We start from the raw sequence: 18102 nt of genomic DNA, 5'->3' as shown, positions 1-18102 counted from the left end.
CTTTTAGTTAGAACTATCCAAACTTCATTATATCACAAAGAAGGCTAAAATGGACATTTTTTATTCAAATATTTCAGATAATTTATGTGTTTCACTGATTTTCAGAATGATTTTGCTCTTCTGTATGGGAATCTTGATGGGAGTCTTGCGCTGTTTCCCCAGAATTTTCACTCTGATTTTCAGTATTTGCAGTTTCTTCCGTTTTCTCTGCCTTTTCTTTTTCGGATTTTTCTTTGGCTTCGGTCATTGCTTGTTCATTATAGCTGAAGACACCCGCCTCCATATCAATGATAGAGCCATCCTCCACTTGCTTACTGATTGATTTGTAATAAGGGAGTTTCCGAGTGATATGGGAAAGAGGAACCAAGATCTTATTGCCATTTTTCATGGTCAAAGTGACCAGATCCTTGGTAACTTTACTTGGGGTTAAATCAACAGAAACAATCTTGTCCGTGATACTGGAAGAAATAGACTTCATTTGTTGGACATACTGTCTCACCATTTCGCGATCTGAAAATGTCAAGCTGATGTAGGAAGATGGCAAATCCGAAGCAGGTGTCACCGTCTCAACCACCTCTCCATTTTCCAATACTGGATAGTGATCCCCTCCCGTGACATAATAAGCAACCACTTGGTGTTCCGTCACTTGCACCTTGAAAGTTACTGGGAATTGGTACTGCATATGAACTGCTTTTATCCACGGACTTGCCGTTTTCATATTTCTTTCATAGACAGATTTGTGAAGAAAGGTTGTCAAAGTATAATCTTCTTCCTTGATCCGGCTTTTCTCATACAAGACTTGTTGGTCTACTGCCTTATTCCCAGAAAATTCAATTACTTTTTTAGTCGATAAGGGACTCAAAAAATAGAGAGAGGCAAGGGCAAGCATCGAGCTAATTCCAATAACAGGAATCGCGCGGTAAATGTGGCGTTTTGCAACTGTCGGTTCTTTTTTTTCTTTCCTCACCTTTAAACGGTCGAATAAGAAAAGTTTTCTCTCCTGTTTTGCAGGTTCTTCTGGTTCCTCAGTTGTCGAAAGCGTCTCTGTTTCTCTACTTTCCTCCACCTCTGATGCTAGATTTTCTTCAGAGACAGTTTCTTCAGCTGAATCGTCTTCCTCTTCTTCAGTATCTTCGCGCTCATCTGAATCTTCTTCATCAACAGAAGCTACTTCTTGATCTAACAAATCCTCTCCTTCTGTTGATGTTTCTTCTTCTAGCTCATCTGTTTCAGGCTCCTTTTCCTTTTCAAGAGCCCTTTTTTCTAGATATTCTTTGTTTCTTTTTTGCCAAGCTGACAACTCTGTAATTTTGTCTTCAGTTGGCGTATTTTTCTTGTCCTCAGTCATCTTATTCCTTATTGATATCTTTTTGAAGCAGGCCATAAAAATCGTCTAGTGATAGCAATTCTGTCGATTTTTCCATTGCTTGATGATAGGCATCACTATGCTTTAACATGTCTTGAATGGTTTCATGAAAAGCTTCGAGTGTCAATTGATCTTCTGGTAACTGTTCTGCATAGCCTTTTTCTACGAAATAATGGGCATTTTCAATCTGGTCACCACGGCTAGCTTCTTTTCCAAGCGGTACGATCACATGGAGCTTATTCATGGCCAAGAGTTCAAATAAGGTATTTGCCCCCCCTCTTGTGACGACCAAATCCGCCTTATGAAGCATCGGTAAATACTGATCAGTAACGTAATCAACTCGATACAAGCCACCCTTAGCTTGATTCAGTGTTGCATCTCCTGTTAAATTGATAATGTTGTAATCTTGTAGGAGCTCTGCTTGATGGGCTGTCACAAAATCATTGAAGACACGCGCACCTGCAGATCCTCCGACAAATAGAAGAGTCGGCAACTCTTTGTTGAATCCTTTTGTTTTTTCTTCCAACACTTGGGAAGTTGCTGGAATATGGTCTGTAACCTTGGTCACCGCCCCAATATGCACACTCTTTGACAAGCCATGGGCTTGTTCAAAAGTCGTGTACATCTTGGTGGCAAATTTATAAGCGATTTTATTGGCCAAGCCCATAGACAGATCGGACTCATGGATATAGACAGGGACACGAGTAAGTCGAGCCGCAATCACTGGCGGTACGGAAACAAAGCCTCCTTTGGAAAAGAGAACTTGTGGACGTACACGAAGCATAATCGCAATGGATTGGAGGGTGCCCCAAGCTACTTTGAAAACATCCATCATATTTTGGAATGAGAAATAACGACGCAATTTCCCAGTAGCAATTGAATGGAAACGCACCTCTAAGCCAGACTTCTTGATTTCTTGGTACTCAATTCCTTTTTTGTCGCCTATGTAATGAACTTCCCAACCATCTTCGATAAATTTTGGAATCAAGAGGAGGTTAAGGGTCACATGCCCAACCGTACCTCCACCAGTAAACATTATTTTTTTCATCTTATTTCAAACCTTTTACTGTAGCAAGGAATTCATCCCCACGCACTTCAAAATTAGGATACATATCCCAGCTGGCATTGGCAGGACTTAGTAACACAACATCTCCAGGACTCGCTAATTCGAAGGCTTTCTTTGTGGCATCGGCCACATTTGTCGCATCAATATAAGCCACTCCCGCTTTGTCAGCCGCCCGTTTCACTCGAGGTGCCGACTCGCCTAAAATCACCATTTCCTTTAGACCCGCAATATGAGGTACCAATTCATCAAATTCATTGCCACGATCCAGCCCTCCAGCAATCAAGATGACCTTGCTATTGTCAAAACCAGAAAGAGCTTTTTGTGTTGCTAAAATATTGGTTGACTTACTGTCATTGTAGAATTTGACACCTTGAATCTCATCCACATATTGTAGGCGGTGTTTAACACCTCCAAAGGCTGACAAGGTTTCTTTAATGACCTCATTTTGCACTCCCCGAACTTTTGCGACAGCAATCGTTGACAAGGCATTCTCTACATTGTGGCTACCTGGAACACCCAGTTCATCCGCACGCATGACAGTTTCTCCCTTAAACTTGAGAAGTCCATCTTCCAAATAAGCACCGTCCACTTTTTCGATTGTTGAAAACGGAAGGACCCTTGCCTTGGTTTTTGTAGCCAGTTCCTTAGCCAAATCTTGATTGAAGTTCAAAATAATGACATCCTTTTCTGTCATATTCTTTTGAAGATTCCATTTGGCTGCAACATAATTTTCAAAGGAACCATGATAGTCGATATGGGTTGGCATGAGGTTGGTAATGACCGCAATTTCTGGGTGGAAGGCTTCAATGCCCATCAATTGGAATGAAGACAATTCCATGACCAGGACTTCCTTATCTGTCGCCGTTTGGGCAACTTGACTAGCTGGAAATCCAATATTCCCAGACAATAAGCCACCTTGACCAGCTGCTGTTAAAACTTCTCCAATCATAGTGGTTGTGGTAGTTTTCCCATTAGACCCTGTAATTCCGATAATCGGTGCATCCGAAATCAGATAAGCCAATTCCACTTCAGTGATGACAGGAAGTCCTTTTTCCAGTGCTTTTTGAATCATCGGATTGGTATAAGGAATTCCTGGGTTTTTAACCATGACCGCAAAGTCTTCATCTAACAACTCCAGAGGATGGCCACCAGTGACTACTTTGATGCCTTCTTCCAGTAAACTTTGAGCTGCTGGATTTTCTTCGAAGGGTTTGCCATCATTGACAGTCACAATAGCCCCTAGGCGATTCAACAAACGAGCTGCTGACTCACCCGACTTGGCCAAACCCAATACCAGAACCTTTTTGTTTTCAAATTGTTTTATAAATTTCATCTTATTTTCGCTCCATTTTTATCACTCTCTATTTTACCTTTTTTTGGCAAAATTAAAAAGCCCAAAGGGCTTTTTAAAGATCGTCATTGCTTATTTTTTTCTGTTTGTTGCTCATCCTTGAAATGTCTACCAAAGCGAGATAGCCAATAAAGGCTAAAAAGGCACCAACAAAAAATTCAGATGGTAGTTGAAAAATTTGAAAAATAGCTAGGCAAGAAAGGACAATAATCGAGACGATCAGAACAACCAAGGTAACACTATTTAAAGTGCCACGAATACTTCTTGGCGTCATAAAAATATAGAAAAGGAGAATCAAAATCCCTAAGATAAAATAGACCATTTTGTTTCTCCTTTCTTGTTTCGTTCTTATTCAGCAGCAGCTGTTTTTTTCTTTTTAGCAGCTTTTGCACGTTCATTCTTATTCAGAATTTGCTTGCGCAAACGGATAGATTCAGGGGTTACTTCCATGTACTCATCGTCATTCAAGAACTCAAGAGATTCTTCAAGAGTCAAGATACGTGGAGTCTTGATAACCGCTGTTTGGTCTTTGGTAGCCGACCGAACGTTAGTCATTTGTTTTGCCTTGGTGATGTTAACCGTCAAGTCATTATCGCGAGAGTTTTCTCCGATGATCATCCCTTCATACACTTCGGTACCTGGATTCACAAAGATTGTACCACGTTCCTCAACAGACATAATGGAGTAGGTAGTTGCTTTCCCATTATCAATAGACACCAAAGCACCACGGTGACGGCCACCGATTTCACCTGGGATCAATGGCAAGTATTGATCGAAGGTATGGTTCATGATCCCGTAACCACGAGTCATTGATAAGAACTCCGTTGAATAACCAATCAAACCACGCGCTGGAACGAGGAAGACCAAACGAGTTTGACCATTCCCAGTTGAAATCATATCCAACATTTCGCCCTTGCGTTCAGAAAGGCTTTGGATCACAGAACCTTGGTACTCTTCAGGTGTATCGATTTGTACGCGTTCAAATGGTTCGCATGGCACGCCATCAATTTCTTTTACGATGACTTCTGGACGAGATACTTGCAACTCATAACCTTCACGACGCATGGTTTCAATCAGGATAGACAAGTGCAATTCTCCACGTCCTGAAACGATCCATTTATCAGGCGAATCTGTTGGATCAACCCGAAGTGAAACGTCAGTTTGCAATTCTGCTTGCAAGCGTTCTTCGACCTTACGAGAAGTCACCCATTTTCCTTCACGACCAGCAAATGGTGAGTTGTTAACCAAGAAGGTCATTTGAAGCGTTGGCTCATCGATATGAAGGATTGGTAGAGCTTCAACCGCATCTGTTGGAGTGATGGTTTCACCAACGAAGATATCTTCCATACCAGAGATCGCAATCAAATCACCCGCTTTCGCTTCTTCGATCTCACGACGTTCCAAACCGAAGAAACCAAACAATTTGGTAACACGGAAGTTTTTCGTTGAGCCATCAAGTTTTGAAAGAGTCACTTGGTCCCCAACTTTTACAGTTCCACGGAAGATCCGTCCGATACCGATACGTCCTACGAAATCGTTGTAATCCAAAAGGGAAACTTGGAATTGTAGAGGTTCATCAGAGTTGTCCACTGGAGCAGGGATATGATCGATGATGGTATCAAAGATCGGAGCCATGGTATGCTCTTGATCTGCTGGATCATCTGAAAGTGAAGAGGTTCCGTTAATCGCAGATGCATAGACAACTGGGAATTCCAATTGGTCGTCATCCGCACCAAGCTCGATAAAGAGTTCCAAAACTTCGTCCACCACTTCTGCTGGACGAGCAGATGGTTTATCGATTTTGTTGACAACCACGATTGGCACAAGGTTTTGTTCCAAGGCTTTTTTCAATACGAAACGTGTTTGTGGCATGGTCCCTTCGTAAGCATCCACGACAAGGACAACCCCATCGACCATTTTCATGATCCGTTCCACTTCTCCACCAAAGTCCGCGTGTCCTGGTGTGTCCATGATATTGATTCGAGTTCCGTTATAAGCAACGGCTGTATTTTTAGCAAGGATAGTGATCCCACGTTCTTTTTCAAGATCGTTTGAGTCCATTGCACGTTCTTGCAATTCTTTACGTTCATCCAAGGTGTGCGATTGTTTCAACAATTCGTCTACCAAGGTTGTTTTCCCATGGTCAACGTGGGCAATGATCGCAACGTTACGAATATCTTCTCTTAATTTTGTCATGATTTCCTCTATAAAATTTTAAATAATATTTCTAACTGAACAATTATACCACAGTCCTATTTAAAAAACACAGTTCAGCTAGTTGTAAATGTTTTCATCTTCATTTCTTTTCTCCCACTCGCTTTCCTTATCTTTTCATGATACACTGGTTACAAAACTTTCAGAAAAAGAGGCGCCTATGAGATTAGATCAATTGTTGGCTCACTACCAAATTCCTCGTAAGGAAATCAAACAAAGCCTAGCAAAAAGGCTGATTCTGGTCGATGGGCTTGTTGCAACAAAGTTATCCCAAAATGTAGATACAGGTCTTCAAGAAGTTCGCTGGAAAGAACGCGTCCTCACCGACTGTTCTCATTGCTATTTTCTTCTCCACAAACCCCAAGGACTGGTGACAGCTACCAAGGATGCCCAACATGCTACGGTACTTGACCTCCTTCGAGCAGAAGACCGGACACCCAATACCTATCCTATCGGCCGGCTAGATCGGGATACCACCGGTCTGCTCTTACTCACAGACAATGGACCTCTCGGTTTCCAACTCCTTCATCCCCGATACCATATCGAAAAAGAATACGCGGTAACAGTCAACGGCCCACTCGAACCCGCTCATATAGCGGATTTTCAAGAAGGTATCACTTTCTTAGATGGAACTAAGTGTAAGCCTGCCAAACTAGAAATCCTTACCTCCAGTCCCAAAGAAAGCCGGGCACTAGTCACCCTGTCTGAAGGAAAATTTCATCAGGTAAAAAAAATGTTCCTCTCAGTCGGTGTCAAGGTCACTGCTCTAAAACGAGTTCAGTTCGGGGATTTTACATTAGATTCAGAGCTAGCAGAGGGTCAATACCGCCCCTTGAACCAAGATGAATTACAGATTATTAAAAACTATTTAGAAAACAGTTGATAAAAAAAAGCTTTAGTTTTAAAGCTTTTTTGTTTTAATTAATTCCCGAAAGTTGTGAGATAAATACGATACAGAAAACTACAGAAAGGAAAATCCCTATAATGGAGAGAATTTTTTCTGTCGTATAGTCCAGTCCAGACTCTTTTTGATGTAAACTAGCCGAGACCAAACCCAAAACACCAAAAATAATACTTAACAGTGGAAGTCCAAAGACAAATATGATAGATAGGATACTCAAAACAAGTGAGTCTTTTTCCTTTTCTTTCATGTTCATAAAGCCCCTTAAAATTCATACTATAAAAAGTCCGTTATTAATATAACTATTATATGGCAACTTTTTTACATCCTATTAACTAGACTTTACCTTACCTGTCCAAGAATTTAATCCATAAGACAGGATATAGATATCTGAAAACCCTTCTTTTTTCAAATAGACGGCCGCATTGGTCACACGAGAACTACGGCTATTTTCGTACAATAAAATTGGTTTGTCCTTGCGTAAGGCACCTGTACTCAGCTTCAATTGACTGGAAGGAATATTACGTGCACCCAAGATATGCTTGGCATGAAACTCGACAGGCTCCCGCAGGTCAATCAATTGCCCCTTACGAATGAGTTCTTCAAAGGCTGCATTGTCTACAAATTTCGCAGCTTTTCGGATGCGGAAATAATTAAATATCATCCATCCAACCAAGCCCAAAATTGCCAACCACAAAATAATATTTCCCATTACTCTACCTCACTCTTTTTCAAAAAGTCCAATTCTTGTTTGTGTTCTCTTCTTAAAATCGTCTCGGCTTCTAAATAATCGAGTCGTTCCATCAAGCCCGCATCATAGAGGCGTTGAAGTTCAATTTTCATCAATTCAATGTCATAGAGACGTTTTCCAACATAAATGATGATTCCAAAACGTTTTAAAAATTGTTGAACATCATACAGGTTTTTCATGTTCATTATTGTATCAAATTTAGAAAGGCTTTACAAGATTTTCAAACAAATGATCTTTTTTAAATTTTTTTACGAATAAATAAGTATGATGAACTTTTATTTTTTTACCGTCGGTACTTGTATGGCCTCGTTTCTAGGCCTGGTTGTTGATCGCTTCCCAAATCAATCCATTCTAGTTCCCCGCAGTCACTGCGCTCAGTGCCTGCACGTTCTTGGATTTTGGGATCTGATTCCTATTGCCTCACAAATCTTCCATCGTTTCCGTTGCCGCTATTGCCATCAGACCTATCCTGTTTGGTATTGTCTTTTTGAAGCCTGGAGTGGACTGCTCTTTTTAGCCTGTGTCAATGGCTTTCTTTCTCTTCCTCAACTCTTGACCCTACTCGGTACAGCTGTTTTAGCCATCTATGACCTTCGCTCTATGGAATACCCCTTGATGATCTGGTGCTGTCTCCATGCTCTGGTCCTTCTTTTTTCAGGAGGCAATCTCCTTATGCTAGTCTTTGTCCTCCTTGCGATCGGTGCCCATTTTTTCTTCGTCGGAATGGGAGCGGGGGATTTTCTCCTACTCGCTACCTTCTCACTGACCTTCTCTTCTACCAAGATTCTCTGGCTCATTCAGATCGCTTCTGCCTTTGGGATACTCGTCTTTGTTCTCAAAAAAGAAAGAGACCGGATTCCCTTTGTTCCTTGTCTCTTTCTCAGTTATCATGCTCTACTGCTGTTTACAATGTTTAGCAAATAAGCCTTCTTATTTTGCAGCTTTGGCTTCTAAATAGTCTGCAATAGCTGCCACGTCCTTGTCTCCACGTCCTGAAACATTGATAATGATGATCTTGTCTTTGTCCAATTGTGGAGCACGTTTAATCGCTTCTGCAATGGCGTGTGAACTTTCGATCGCTGGAATAATCCCTTCAGTTTTGCTAAGTAAGAGCAAGGCTTGAACAGCTTCATCATCTGTTGCTGCTACATACTCGACACGACCAGAGTCTTTAAAGAAGGCATGTTCAGGGCCAACACCTGGATAATCCAAACCGGCAGAGATAGAGTAAACAGGTGCGACTTTTCCATCTTCACCAAAGACAGCGTAAGTCTTCATGCCATCAACAACCCCTACAGTCCCTTTGGTCATGGTCGCCGCATGCTGATCGGTATCCAAGCCATGACCAGCTGCTTCTACCCCAATCAAGCCAACTTCTTCTTCTGCGACATACTCAGAAAAGGCACCAATGGCATTGGATCCACCACCAACACAGGCGATGACATAATCTGGCAAGCGTCCTTCTTTTTCCAAGATTTGGCGTTTAGACTCTTCACTGATGACTTTTTGGAATTCATGCACAATGGTTGGGTAAGGATGGGGACCAACAGCAGAACCCAATACATAAAAGGCATCCAGATCCGCCATCCATGCTCCAAACGCTGCATCAACAGCATCTTTCAAAGTCTTGGTTCCTGTTTCAACTGAATGGACGGTTGCCCCCATCATTTCCATACGGAAGACATTGAGACGTTGACGCTCCACGTCTTCTGCTCCCATGTAGACATCACAGGCCATGCCGAACTTAGCTGCGGCAGCTGCTGTAGCCACACCGTGTTGACCAGCTCCTGTTTCAGCAATCACACGTGTCTTTCCCATGCGTTTGGCTAAGAGGATTTGCCCTAAAACGTTGTTCAATTTGTGCGAACCTAAGTGATTTAAGTCTTCACGTTTCAAATATATTTTTGCCCCACCTAAATGGTCTGTCAAACTTTCCGCAAAATAGAGGGGCGTTTCACGACCAGAATAATCTTTGAGGTAATGTTTGTATTCTGCGATAAATTCAGGATCATCTTTGTACTGTTCAAACGTTGCTTCTAATTGATCTAGTAAGTGTTGAATGGGTTCTGGTACGAAAGAGCCGCCGAATTGTCCGAAATAGCCTTTAGTTTCTGTCATAATGTTATCCTCTTTTCTATATCCTCATTCTTGTTTATGATGTTTGTCTCTCTCCGGACACATGAGCTGCAGTCTCACAGAGTCCTTTGAGATACAAAAAACCTCACACAGAAAAATCTGTGTGAGGACGATTCGATACCGCGGTGCCACCTCAATTGTAGGAAGATAGTCTTTCTCCTACATCTCTGACCTGTCTAACAACAGGGTGCACGATAAGGTGTGCTCACCGAATTTTTATTGTTTCAAATTCATCATCATAAACCGCCATCAGCCCACTTCGAGATCCGCCACTGCTTGTTCACAATCACCACAAGCTCCCTGAAAATGGTTAGAATCTTTACTTTTCTGATGTCTTGAAGCTATTATAGCGTCCACCCATCACTTTGTCAACAAAATATTTAAAATCTTCCTGAAACGTTCGGGTTTTCTATTTATTTTCTGAAAGGCTTAATCTATCCTTTAGGTAGCAAAAGCCTAGATAAGCTAGGTAAGCTCCTAAGGTGTTGGTCCACAAATCATCCACTTCAAAGACACGGTTGGCATCAAACAAAAGATCTAACAACACTTGACTGCATTCAATCCACAAGCTCATGGAAAAGCCAAAGAGCAAGACTCGTTTACGACTTTTCAACCAAGGCCATAGCCAAAGGAGTTGAAAGATCAGCGGACTTAATAAAAAGATATTGGCTACATTTTGAAAGATGACCTTAATGAGTTGGAGGACACTCGTGATCTGGCCGAGATTCATCAGTGAATTAAGAGGAATCAATAACACGACAATCCGTCCAAAATGTTGAATACCGGGTGTTTCCATACCTGGATCAGGCTGTTGGGGCAAAAAACACATCAGACACAAGAGGAAAAAATAGAAGAAACTGCCACATAGTAACAGTTTTCTTCCTCTTTTCGTTGGTTCTGTATGATCTATTAGCCCTTGTTTAAGGTTGTGCATGTTCAACAATCGCTTTCTCCCGGTCCCGTTTCATCGTATTGGAACGCAATTGGCCACAAGCCGCATCAATATCTGTCCCGTGTTCTTGGCGGACTACACAGTTGACACCATGTTTTTTCAAGGTATCATAGAAAGCCATCACCCGCTCTTTTGGACTACGACTGTATTGGTCGTGTTCCGTAACTGGGTTATAAGGAATCAAGTTGACATAAGACAATTTTTTGATATTCTTGAGCAATTCTGCTAATTCCAAGGCTTGCTCCACACCATCGTTGACTTCATTGAGCATGATATACTCAAAGGTCACCCGACGGTTCGTAGTCTCGATATAGTATTCAATCGCCGCAAACAATTTTTCAATTGGGAAAGCCCGGTTGATTTTCATAATACTTGAACGAAGTTCGTTGTTTGGCGCATGAAGAGACACTGCCAAATTGACCTGCACGCCTTCATTTGCAAACTCCCGAATCTTGTGAGCCAAACCAGAGGTCGATACGGTAATGTGCCGAGCACCAATCGCTAGCCCCTTATCATCGTTAACCGTCCGGATAAATTTCAAGACATTGTTGTAGTTATCAAATGGTTCTCCGATCCCCATAACAACGATATGGCTGACCCGTTCATCTTGGCCCCGTTCGTCAAAGTATTTTTGGACCAACATGATTTGGGATACGATTTCGCCATTGTTCAAATCGCGTTGTTTTTTGATCAATCCCGAAGCACAGAAGGTACAGCCAATATTGCAACCTACCTGAGTCGTTACACAGACAGATAAACCATAGTGCTGACGCATCAAAACCGTCTCAATCAGCATACCATCTGGCAATTCAAAAAGATACTTGACCGTACCATCTGCTGACTCTTGTACGATCCGCTGTTTGAGCGGGTTGACCATAAACTGGTCATTTAACTTCGCAATCAAGTCCTTAGAAAGGTTGGTCATTTCTTCGAAGGACTGGACACGTTTGCGGTAAAGCCATTCCCAGATCTGTGCTGCTCGGAATTTCTTTTCGCCGTTTTCTAACGCCCAGTCAATCATTTCTTGGCGCGTTAAACTATAGATGGATGGTTTCATTTTTTACTCCTCTTTCTGTCGAATCACAAAACGGTGTTTGGTATCTGGCTTGCTAGCGTTTTTGTTTTCACCAGATGATCTTGTTTTTTTCGAATTCTTTGATGGCTGGCTCTTGTCTCGTTCTCGTTTTTGGAAACGATCTCGTTGCTTACGATTGCGCGAACGTTTTTTGGGTTCTCTTTCTTCCGTATGAGTTTTTCTGCCTGGTGACTTTTTATCAAAGGAGGCACGATGAGGCTCCTTATTTTCAAGGACAAAATAAGCGCAACCATAGCTACAATATTCCAATAGATAATCGTCTAGGCGACTCAGCTTATCCATCGTTGCGACATCGCGATCTTCCTTATAGAAGCCACGCAAACGTAATTGCTCGTTACTCCAATCACCAACAATATAATCGAACTTGGTTAAAATCTCAGAAAAGCGTTGACCAAAAACAGTCGCATCAAATGCTTCCTTCTCATTTTGTAAGAGCTCAAAGGTGAGGTTTTCTGAAAGGATCTGGTCTCCCACCTGACGAAACACAGGTCCAGGAAATTTATTGTAATTATATAATTCGGGGTCAATCTCTTTTCGCATAGTGTTCCTTCATCAAAATCTATTTACTGTAACACTTTATTTTATCATAAATTTGATGACTTGCGTCAGATTTGACTAGAAAAGAGTTGAAATTCCTTTGACAGCAAAAAGAGACAAAGAAGGCAATCTTTGTCTCTATGAAGATTCATCGCCAGATGAAAGGGGCAAATAAAGTGTGATTTTCGTATAGCTATTGGCCTTAGAATCTATCTCCATATGATAGGCTTCACCAAATTGGAGACGCAATCGTTGGTCCACATTTTTCAAGCCAACGCCTCCTAAACGAAGAAGGGTTTGGTCTGTTGATCCTGATAAATCAAACCCTTGTCCATTATCAAAAATCGATACGCAGGCAGAGGCTCCACTGACTTCAGTTGTCACTCGAATGAGACCTGGCCGATCGATCTCTTTAATGCCATGGTAAATCGCATTTTCCACTAAGGGTTGAAGCACTAATTTGGGGAGCTGATAGTCGCCCAACCGTTCATCTTCTAGAATTTCATAGTTGAGCTTTTCACCATAACGTTGTTTTTGAATGAAAAGATACTGGCGGACATGGTCGATTTCATCTCTCAGCAGGATTTGTTCCTGGCCTTGGTTGAGAGCCAGTCGAAAATATTGAGCCAGAGATTTGGTGATGTCAACCACGCGCCGACTATCATTAAACTCCGCCATCCATACAATCGTATCCAAGGTATTGTAGAGAAAATGCGGATTGATCTGAGCCGAAAGTGCCCGCAGCTCGTAACGCCGTGCGTTCTGCTCCTCTTCCTTTACCTGTTGCATGAGGGTATCGATTTGATCCAACATGGCATTAAACGCTTGAGCGAGGTCGACTAATTCTGGAGATCCTTTGGCTGTAGCCCTCAAGTGCGCATCTCCTGCTCCAATCCTCAAAATGATGGTCTGAAGGTCTCGTAAGGGTTTGATCCACAAACGCAAAACAAAGCCGATCCCTATTAAGCACATGAGCAAAGCCAGTAATCCTAGACCAATGAAAGAGTATAGGAGTTGCGACTGAAGCATCTGAAGTCCTTCAAGTGAAGCTACTCCAATCAAGGTCCAATCACTATCTGGAATCGGAACCTGATAGATAAAATTCTGTCCTCCTTTAGCATAGCCATCTGTCACAGCAATATAGGGCTGCATGGCCTGCATCTCTTGGCTGGAGGAATAGACCGCTTTTTTAGGATGGTAAACAAACTCATGCTTTTGATTGATGATAAAACTAAAACCTTGTTTTCCTAGCTGAAGGTGATCCAAATAAGCCTGAAGGCTATCATAGCCAATATCCAAACGTACTACCCCGAGATTTTGACCAGTCTGATCGACTACTTCTTGGGTAATAGAAACCACCCATTTTTCTTTTTCCGAGGTCAAGGATTCCTTTCGAGCTGGCGTCAAAACTGGCATGGCTCTTTCATTAATTGCCTCTTGATACCAGCTTTCATTCATCATGTCTGATGAAGTCTGCATGCTGATTTTGGAATCTGTCGCAACCAGACGTCCATCCTTGGTCACCAAGACCGCAGAGACCAAGTCCGGATCCGTTTCAATCATCGTTCGCATCAAGTGCTGAACCGTTTCTTGATTCGCGCTCTTGTCTTGGGCAAATTGGCGAACAGCCTCTTCTTTACTAAGAACTGTCGTGGTCTGCTTTAATTTTTTTAGATAGGAGGTAATAAACTGACTGCTTTGATCGATACTATTTCTGGTCGTCCGCTCTGTTAGCTGGCGGATCGTTCCTGAACTCGTTTGATAGTAAAGGCTACCGATGAGACCAAAAAGTAAGAGAATGAAGAGAAAAAAGTAGAGGACCAGCTGGATCAGCAAGGGATATCGTTTCATTCATGCTCTCCTTTTTTGTACTGCCTTGGTGTCACCCCAACCACCTGCTTAAAGCGTTGAGAAAAATAGTTCATATCTTCAAAACCAACCTGATCGGCGATCTCATAAATCTTTAAATCCGTCGTGAGAAGTAAGAGTTGAGCCTTCTTCATTCGCTCTTGAATGAGGTAGTCTTGGAAGGGGAGTCCCAATTTTTTCTTGATCAATACACTTAGATACGAGGGACTGAAACCAAGTTGATAGGCCAAATCCTTCAGGGTTAACTGGGAATCTGCTAAACGCGCATGAATAGCTTCTTCCAAGTCTGTCGAATAACCATGGCTGAACAAATCTTCGACTTGTGCCTTCTTTCGCTCTTTGTCTAGCTTTTCTTTCACCTTGGCTAACATCTCTTCAATATCATCTTTTGAGAAAGGCTTCAGCAAATAATCATCTGCACCTAACTTGATGGCTTTCCTCGCAAACTCAAAGTCATCATAACCTGTCAAAAAAATGATATGACAAGATGGAGATTTCTCTTTAACGAGATGGGCCAGATCCAAGCCATTCATTTGTGGCATATTGATATCGGTTAGGAGAATGTCGGCTGGTTGCTCTCGAAACTTCTCCCAAGCCTCACGCCCATTTTCTGCCTGGTTAATGACGGTCATTCCAAACTGTTCATAGTCGACTAAGGAAGTCAGACCCTGCCGAATCAACTCTTCATCTTCCACAATCATAATCGCGTACATGTCTTTCACCTACTTGTTTTTGCTATACTTATTATAGCAAATTATAGACTGAATTGTCTCAGACATAGTCCAATAAATATCCGTAGCCCTTTTCTTTCATTTCTGCTTTGGGAATGAAGGTAATAGACAAACTATTGATACAATAGCGAAGACCTCCTTTTTCCTTGGGACCATCGGTAAAAACATGGCCTAGATGAGAATTTCCCACACGGCTCCGAACTTCTGTCCGAGTCATATTGAAACTCTTATCTTCCTTATAAATCGCCACATCAGGACTAATAGGACGACTGAAACTTGGCCAACCACAGCCAGAATCAAATTTATCCTTAGAGGAAAAGAGCGGCTCACCGGTCACGACATCTACATAAATACCAGCATCAAACTGATCCCAGTAACGATTGGAGAAGGCTCGTTCGGTATCATTTTTTTGTGTCACCGCATACTCTTCAGGAGATAACTTCTTTTTGATCTCCTCATCACTCGGTTTAGAGTAGCGACTAGCATCAATCACTGGATAAGAAGCCTGATTGACATCGATATGGCAGTACCCATTTGGATGTTTCTTTAGATAATCCTGGTGGTAGTCCTCAGCCTTAATGAAATTGGTCAGTGGCTCTTTTTCCACTGCTAACGGTTTGTCGTATTTTTTTGCTTCTTCTTCAAAAACTTGGTTAATGGTTGGAAGGTCTTCTTGGGAGACATAATAGACACCTGTTCGGTATTGAGTCCCTTGATCATTTCCTTGACGATTCTTCGATGTGGGGTCAATAATTCGGAAATAGTGCAGGAGCAATTCTTTCAGAGATACCTTCTTGACATTGTAAGTGATGTGAACTGTTTCAGCATGGCCTGTTTGAGGGACCAATTCATACTTGGTTGTATCTCCCTTCCCATTGGCGTAGCCTGATACAGCATCAATCACACCTGGAACACGGGAGAAATATTCCTCTACGCCCCAGAAGCAACCACCAGCCAAATAAATTTCACGCTGATCTTTTGGATCAACTTTTTCATTTGTTTTCTTTTTGACTACTGGAGTCTGACTCATCGATGCTTTTTTAATCATCTCAGTGCTTGTTTCTGATTGATCCATTCCACTTGATCCCTTACTAAAGAAAAAGAAACCAATCGATAATAAGCCAATGAGAAGGATAGCAAACACTTTCCATTTTGTTTCCATTGTCTATCTCCTTACTGCATATTCTCTAGGGTCTTGAGGATATCCTCTTTATTCATATAGCCAACATGACTCTTCGATAAAGTCCCATCACTATTGATAAAGAGTGCCGATGGATAAGACCGAATCCCATATTCTTTGAGCAAATCTCCTTTATTATCCAGTAAGACCGGGAAATCCTTGTAATCCAAAGACTGATACCAGTTTTTGAAATCTGCTACTGATTTTTCACCATTAAAGGTTGGAGCTACAACGGATAAAACCACGTAATCCTTACCTGCCTCTTCTTTTGCCAACTCATTGGTATCCTCTAATGTCGATAGGCAAATAGAGCACCAGGAAGCCCAAAATTTGAGGTAAACTTTCTTCCCTTTGTAATCAGATAAGCGGTAGGTCTTGCCATCCACTCCTTGCAGACTAAACTCCTTCACTTTCTTGCCTGATGGTTGCCTAGCTCCAGCTTTGGCTGTTTGTTGGCCCATATCCTTATTGGAAGTGGCCATTCCTTGGCTTGAACAAGCGCCCAGAAGTCCAGCGCATACAAATCCAGTAGCTACTAAAGCTAATTTTTTCATCATTATCACCTCTTTAAACAAGGAGAAAGTCATCCTCATATAACTTAGAATGCAGACAAACTGTTTTTTAATATAAAACAACCTAAGTAGTGCTATAAACATAGAATGAAAAAGCATATTAGGTACATTGAAATACACACTGAAACTTTCCGCTGTGAGAAAAGTGTTAGAAACATAAATGTTTCTAACACCCGGGAGTTTTGGAACTTCAGGTCCAAAACTAAGTCATGGAACTTCTTCGAAGTTCGCTGACGTCCGTCCTCACCTAAGGAAAGTTTCTAAGATGACGTTGTCTTCAATCTGAGTCATCCTCAGATGACCTCTCTCTTCTTTCATTAATTGTCTGATTTCATTTCTGATGAGTTGCTAGTATCCTCCTTCATATTAGAGTCGCTAGAGTTCATCTCATCTTTTTTCATATCGTCCTTCATTTCAGAACTGCTATCGGACATCATAGATGAATCTTTCTTGTCCTCTTTTTTCATTTTATCATCGGACATGGACGAATCCTTCATGTTATCCTTCTTCATATCGTCCTTCTTCATCATGCTACTATTGTCCATTTTTTTCATATCTGAATCCGATTTTTGACCAGAACAAGCTGCTAAAGTAACGAAGCTAAGCGTAGCAATGGTAAGTGTAAGAAATTTTTTCATGATTTTTCTCCTTTAATCCCTTAAGATTAGTGAAACAAAGATGCGAGGCTATTAAGATTTCCTAGCATCAGCAAGATACCCATCAAGATGATGAGGGCACCACCAATTTTTTTCAAGGTTCCCATGTGGGGCTTGAGTTTAGCGAAATGTTGTAGAACCCAGCTAGAAGCCAGAGCCAAGACTAAGAAGGGCAGCGCCAAGCCTAATGTATAGACCAGCATCAGGAGAGCGCCTTGTAAAGCACCATCTCCTCCAGAAGCGGCAATGGCTAGAACAGAACTCAGAACTGGTCCTACACAAGGAGTCCAACCAAAACTGAAGGTGACCCCTATCAGAAAAGCATTGAAGAATTCATTGCGCTCCCGATTCTTTTTGAGTTGGATTGTCTTTTGCTTTTGGAGTTGTCTCAGATTGATCACTTCCATTTGGTGAATCCCTAACAGAATCACAATCCCTCCTAGCAAATAGCGAAACCATGGAGCATAAAGCACTTGGCCAAGGGCCCCTGCACCGTATCCTAGAATCAGGAAAACAGTTGATAGACCTGCGATAAAACAAAGAGTCTTCACCAGGCCGTACCAAGAAATATCTCTTCCAAAAATCCGAACAGTTTTCACACGTTCAGAATCCAATAGAATCCCTACATAGACTGGCATCAGTGGCAAAATACACGGGGAGAAAAAGGATAGAACTCCCGCTAAGAATACTGAAATGGAAAACAGGCTATTTTCAATCATTTCAA

At 41.8% G+C, this 18102-nt stretch carries 20 protein-coding genes and 1 other annotated feature; of the genes, 2 read left to right on the top strand and 18 right to left on the bottom strand.

All coding sequences use genetic code 11. The annotated features are described in order from the left end of the window. Positions 1-91: 91 nt before the first annotated feature. The 5 genes from BTU61_RS02435 to typA form a co-directional block, all read right to left on the bottom strand. Positions 92-1348 (bottom strand): cell division protein FtsQ/DivIB, encoded by a 1257-nt coding sequence (locus BTU61_RS02435; protein WP_200772192.1) that lies wholly within the window; start codon positions 1346-1348, stop codon positions 92-94. A gap of 1 nt (position 1349) precedes the next feature. Beyond that, positions 1350-2414 carry a UDP-N-acetylglucosamine--N-acetylmuramyl-(pentapeptide) pyrophosphoryl-undecaprenol N-acetylglucosamine transferase gene (locus BTU61_RS02430; RefSeq protein ID WP_200772191.1) on the bottom strand — a complete coding sequence of 355 codons (1065 nt, stop codon included), beginning with the start codon at positions 2412-2414 and terminating at the stop codon, positions 1350-1352. A gap of 1 nt (position 2415) precedes the next feature. Then, complete coding sequence (murD, locus tag BTU61_RS02425; protein WP_200772190.1) at positions 2416-3765, bottom strand: UDP-N-acetylmuramoyl-L-alanine--D-glutamate ligase; 1350 nt, start codon at positions 3763-3765, stop codon at positions 2416-2418. A gap of 73 nt (positions 3766-3838) precedes the next feature. Beyond that, positions 3839-4105, bottom strand: coding sequence for a DUF3165 family protein (locus BTU61_RS02420; RefSeq protein ID WP_187540819.1), 267 nt, complete (start codon positions 4103-4105; stop codon positions 3839-3841). A 26-nt stretch (positions 4106-4131) separates the two neighbouring features. Beyond that, positions 4132-5979, bottom strand: a complete 1848-nt coding sequence (gene typA, locus BTU61_RS02415) for a translational GTPase TypA (RefSeq protein WP_200772189.1) — start codon at positions 5977-5979, stop codon at positions 4132-4134. Between the two features lie 178 nt (positions 5980-6157). On the opposite strand from typA, the gene BTU61_RS02410 reads away from it, so the two are divergent. Further along, the gene (locus BTU61_RS02410) at positions 6158-6880 is read left to right on the top strand and encodes a 16S rRNA pseudouridine(516) synthase (RefSeq protein WP_200772188.1); all 723 of its coding nucleotides are present in this window, start codon (positions 6158-6160) and stop codon (positions 6878-6880) included. A gap of 34 nt (positions 6881-6914) precedes the next feature. Here BTU61_RS02410 and BTU61_RS02405 read toward each other — a convergent pair whose 3' ends face one another. The 3 genes from BTU61_RS02405 to BTU61_RS02395 form a co-directional block, all read right to left on the bottom strand. Continuing rightward, positions 6915-7148 carry a hypothetical protein gene (locus BTU61_RS02405; protein WP_187540816.1) on the bottom strand — a complete coding sequence of 78 codons (234 nt, stop codon included), beginning with the start codon at positions 7146-7148 and terminating at the stop codon, positions 6915-6917. Between the two features lie 81 nt (positions 7149-7229). Then, positions 7230-7610 (bottom strand): rhodanese-like domain-containing protein, encoded by a 381-nt coding sequence (locus BTU61_RS02400; RefSeq protein WP_200772187.1) that lies wholly within the window; start codon positions 7608-7610, stop codon positions 7230-7232. Then, complete coding sequence (locus BTU61_RS02395) at positions 7610-7834, bottom strand: YqgQ family protein (RefSeq protein WP_200772186.1); 225 nt, start codon at positions 7832-7834, stop codon at positions 7610-7612. The genes BTU61_RS02400 and BTU61_RS02395 overlap by 1 nt, the downstream gene beginning before the upstream one ends. Positions 7835-7913: 79 nt before the next feature. Here BTU61_RS02395 and BTU61_RS02390 point away from each other — a divergent pair, with 79 nt between their 5' ends. Next, positions 7914-8573, top strand: a complete 660-nt coding sequence (locus BTU61_RS02390) for a prepilin peptidase (protein WP_200772185.1) — start codon at positions 7914-7916, stop codon at positions 8571-8573. Positions 8574-8579: 6 nt separating this feature from the next. Here BTU61_RS02390 and trpB read toward each other — a convergent pair whose 3' ends face one another. The 10 genes from trpB to ccdA2 all read right to left on the bottom strand — a co-directional run bounded on the left by trpB (position 8580) and on the right by ccdA2 (position 18097). Beyond that, complete coding sequence (gene trpB / locus BTU61_RS02385; RefSeq protein ID WP_200772184.1) at positions 8580-9767, bottom strand: tryptophan synthase subunit beta; 1188 nt, start codon at positions 9765-9767, stop codon at positions 8580-8582. Positions 9768-9887: 120 nt separating this feature from the next. Then, positions 9888-10124 (bottom strand) — a binding site (T-box leader). Positions 10125-10194: 70 nt separating this feature from the next. Beyond that, positions 10195-10719, bottom strand: a complete 525-nt coding sequence (locus tag BTU61_RS02380) for a VanZ family protein (RefSeq protein WP_200772332.1) — start codon at positions 10717-10719, stop codon at positions 10195-10197. Next, on the bottom strand, positions 10706-11794 hold the full coding sequence (gene rlmN, locus BTU61_RS02375; RefSeq protein WP_200772183.1) for a dual-specificity RNA methyltransferase RlmN: 1089 nt from the start codon (positions 11792-11794) through the stop codon (positions 10706-10708). Before rlmN ends, BTU61_RS02380 begins: the two co-directional genes overlap by 14 nt. A gap of 3 nt (positions 11795-11797) precedes the next feature. Beyond that, the gene (locus BTU61_RS02370) at positions 11798-12373 is read right to left on the bottom strand and encodes a YutD family protein (RefSeq protein WP_200772182.1); all 576 of its coding nucleotides are present in this window, start codon (positions 12371-12373) and stop codon (positions 11798-11800) included. Positions 12374-12508: 135 nt separating this feature from the next. After that, a complete protein-coding gene (locus BTU61_RS02365; protein ID WP_200772181.1) occupies positions 12509-14221 on the bottom strand; it encodes a cache domain-containing sensor histidine kinase in 1713 nt (570 codons plus the stop codon). Further along, positions 14218-14952: a response regulator transcription factor gene (locus BTU61_RS02360; RefSeq protein WP_200772180.1), complete on the bottom strand. Its 735-nt coding sequence runs from the start codon at positions 14950-14952 to the stop codon at positions 14218-14220. Before BTU61_RS02360 ends, BTU61_RS02365 begins: the two co-directional genes overlap by 4 nt. Before the next feature lie 58 nt (positions 14953-15010). Next, positions 15011-16132 (bottom strand): peptide-methionine (R)-S-oxide reductase MsrB, encoded by a 1122-nt coding sequence (gene msrB, locus BTU61_RS02355; RefSeq protein ID WP_200772179.1) that lies wholly within the window; start codon positions 16130-16132, stop codon positions 15011-15013. Between the two features lie 11 nt (positions 16133-16143). Continuing rightward, positions 16144-16704, bottom strand: a complete 561-nt coding sequence (locus tag BTU61_RS02350) for a redoxin family protein (RefSeq protein WP_200772331.1) — start codon at positions 16702-16704, stop codon at positions 16144-16146. Positions 16705-17039: 335 nt separating this feature from the next. Next, entirely contained in the window at positions 17040-17360 is a 321-nt protein-coding gene (locus tag BTU61_RS02345; protein WP_200772178.1) for a hypothetical protein, read from the bottom strand. A gap of 26 nt (positions 17361-17386) precedes the next feature. Continuing rightward, positions 17387-18097 (bottom strand): thiol-disulfide oxidoreductase-associated membrane protein CcdA2, encoded by a 711-nt coding sequence (gene ccdA2 / locus BTU61_RS02340; RefSeq protein ID WP_200772177.1) that lies wholly within the window; start codon positions 18095-18097, stop codon positions 17387-17389. Positions 18098-18102: the final 5 nt, after the last annotated feature.

This window comes from Streptococcus lactarius (genome assembly GCF_016642265.1).
In the GTDB taxonomy this organism is placed as follows: Bacteria; Bacillota; Bacilli; order Lactobacillales; family Streptococcaceae; genus Streptococcus; species Streptococcus lactarius.
This window is presented reverse-complemented; position numbering and strand designations above follow the sequence as displayed.

What these genes read in the sequence shown, in the direction of transcription:
- BTU61_RS02435 (WP_200772192.1), bottom strand. Translation starts at nt 1,348, where the DNA reads ATGACTGAGGACAAGAAAAATACGCCAACTGAAGACAAAATTACAGAG.
- BTU61_RS02430 (WP_200772191.1), bottom strand. Translation starts at nt 2,414, where the DNA reads ATGAAAAAAATAATGTTTACTGGTGGAGGTACGGTTGGGCATGTGACC.
- murD (WP_200772190.1), bottom strand. Translation starts at nt 3,765, where the DNA reads ATGAAATTTATAAAACAATTTGAAAACAAAAAGGTTCTGGTATTGGGT.
- BTU61_RS02420 (WP_187540819.1), bottom strand. Translation starts at nt 4,105, where the DNA reads ATGGTCTATTTTATCTTAGGGATTTTGATTCTCCTTTTCTATATTTTT.
- typA (WP_200772189.1), bottom strand. Translation starts at nt 5,979, where the DNA reads ATGACAAAATTAAGAGAAGATATTCGTAACGTTGCGATCATTGCCCAC.
- BTU61_RS02410 (WP_200772188.1), top strand. Translation starts at nt 6,158, where the DNA reads ATGAGATTAGATCAATTGTTGGCTCACTACCAAATTCCTCGTAAGGAA.
- BTU61_RS02405 (WP_187540816.1), bottom strand. Translation starts at nt 7,148, where the DNA reads ATGAAAGAAAAGGAAAAAGACTCACTTGTTTTGAGTATCCTATCTATC.
- BTU61_RS02400 (WP_200772187.1), bottom strand. Translation starts at nt 7,610, where the DNA reads ATGGGAAATATTATTTTGTGGTTGGCAATTTTGGGCTTGGTTGGATGG.
- BTU61_RS02395 (WP_200772186.1), bottom strand. Translation starts at nt 7,834, where the DNA reads ATGAACATGAAAAACCTGTATGATGTTCAACAATTTTTAAAACGTTTT.
- BTU61_RS02390 (WP_200772185.1), top strand. Translation starts at nt 7,914, where the DNA reads ATGATGAACTTTTATTTTTTTACCGTCGGTACTTGTATGGCCTCGTTT.
- trpB (WP_200772184.1), bottom strand. Translation starts at nt 9,767, where the DNA reads ATGACAGAAACTAAAGGCTATTTCGGACAATTCGGCGGCTCTTTCGTA.
- BTU61_RS02380 (WP_200772332.1), bottom strand. Translation starts at nt 10,719, where the DNA reads ATGCACAACCTTAAACAAGGGCTAATAGATCATACAGAACCAACGAAA.
- rlmN (WP_200772183.1), bottom strand. Translation starts at nt 11,794, where the DNA reads ATGAAACCATCCATCTATAGTTTAACGCGCCAAGAAATGATTGACTGG.
- BTU61_RS02370 (WP_200772182.1), bottom strand. Translation starts at nt 12,373, where the DNA reads ATGCGAAAAGAGATTGACCCCGAATTATATAATTACAATAAATTTCCT.
- BTU61_RS02365 (WP_200772181.1), bottom strand. Translation starts at nt 14,221, where the DNA reads ATGAAACGATATCCCTTGCTGATCCAGCTGGTCCTCTACTTTTTTCTC.
- BTU61_RS02360 (WP_200772180.1), bottom strand. Translation starts at nt 14,952, where the DNA reads ATGTACGCGATTATGATTGTGGAAGATGAAGAGTTGATTCGGCAGGGT.
- msrB (WP_200772179.1), bottom strand. Translation starts at nt 16,132, where the DNA reads ATGGAAACAAAATGGAAAGTGTTTGCTATCCTTCTCATTGGCTTATTA.
- BTU61_RS02350 (WP_200772331.1), bottom strand. Translation starts at nt 16,704, where the DNA reads ATGAAAAAATTAGCTTTAGTAGCTACTGGATTTGTATGCGCTGGACTT.
- BTU61_RS02345 (WP_200772178.1), bottom strand. Translation starts at nt 17,360, where the DNA reads ATGAAAAAATTTCTTACACTTACCATTGCTACGCTTAGCTTCGTTACT.
- ccdA2 (WP_200772177.1), bottom strand. Translation starts at nt 18,097, where the DNA reads ATGATTGAAAATAGCCTGTTTTCCATTTCAGTATTCTTAGCGGGAGTT.